This window comes from Streptomyces sp. NPDC059224 (assembly GCF_042754285.1).
Taxonomy (GTDB): Bacteria; Actinomycetota; Actinomycetes; order Streptomycetales; family Streptomycetaceae; genus Streptomyces.
Map to the genome: position 1 here is coordinate 1 of NZ_JBHZAN010000119.1, position 1,082 is coordinate 1,082.

Genomic DNA, 1,082 nt, shown 5'->3' on the forward strand with positions numbered 1-1,082 from the left:
GAATTAAATGATCTACTTAACAGCTATGATTTTCCACAATATTTTCCAGAAGAATGTAACGCGCAATATATTGCCCAAAAATTTCAAATAAAAAGAAATACGGCTAGTAAGCATCTAAACGAACTAATGGAACAGAAAAAAGTTGTGAAAATCAATGGTCGTCCTGTTCTTTTTTTTCCAGTCCATACAATTGAACGGTATATATCACATTCATTAGATAGTTTTGAGTTTTCTTCAATTGATTCGTTTAGAGAAAAAATTTCAAAGAAAAAAGCAGATCATTTTTTTGATGATTTAATTGGTGCAAAACAAAGTTTAAAAGAAGCGGTTCAACAAGGGATATCAGCAATGAAATATCCAGGTGGATTACCAATAATGTATTTTGGATCGTCCGGAGTTGGGAAGAGTTACTTAGTGGAAAAACTAGCTGAGTATTGCCGACAAACTGGTATTATTCATGAGAATGCTCCGTTCATCGAGTTAAACTGCGCTCAGTATTTTAATAATCCAGAGTTATTAACAAGTCAGTTGTTTGGCCATATGAAGGGATCGTTTACCGGCGCCGATTCTGACCATATTGGTATAATAGAAGCAGCAGACGGTGGAATCGTCTTTCTTGACGAAATTCATCGTTTACCACCAGAAGGACAAGAGAAACTTTTTATTCATATGGATAAAGGCGTTTTTCGAAGAGTTGGAGATAGTGGTCCTTGGCGTTTATCACATGTTAGATATATTTTTGCGACAACGGAACAGGAAGAAAATTTTTTTCTAGAAACTTTTCGACGAAGAATTCCGATTGTTTGTACTTTGCCTAATTACCAAGATAGAGAAATTAGCGAACGAAAAGAGATTGTCTTCCATTTATTAGAGAAAGAGTCTACTCTGATCAATAAAGAAATATTAGTTTCTGAAGCCGCCCTTAGTTTCCTGATTCGCTTAGATTTGTATGGAAACATTGGTGAGCTGGATGGACTAATAAAACAAACTATTGCGAATAAACTATTTAGTGGAAGCAATAAAAAATATATCGAAATTCATATTTCTGATTTACCTACCAGGTACTTGCTAACAGAAAATAT

The 1,082-nt window shown here is 34.3% G+C and carries 1 protein-coding gene; it reads left to right on the top strand.

What is annotated here, in order from left to right; translation table 11 throughout:
- On the top strand, positions 1-1,082 hold a 1,082-nt coding region (locus ACFXI4_RS44755; RefSeq protein WP_385003472.1), incomplete at both ends, for a sigma 54-interacting transcriptional regulator.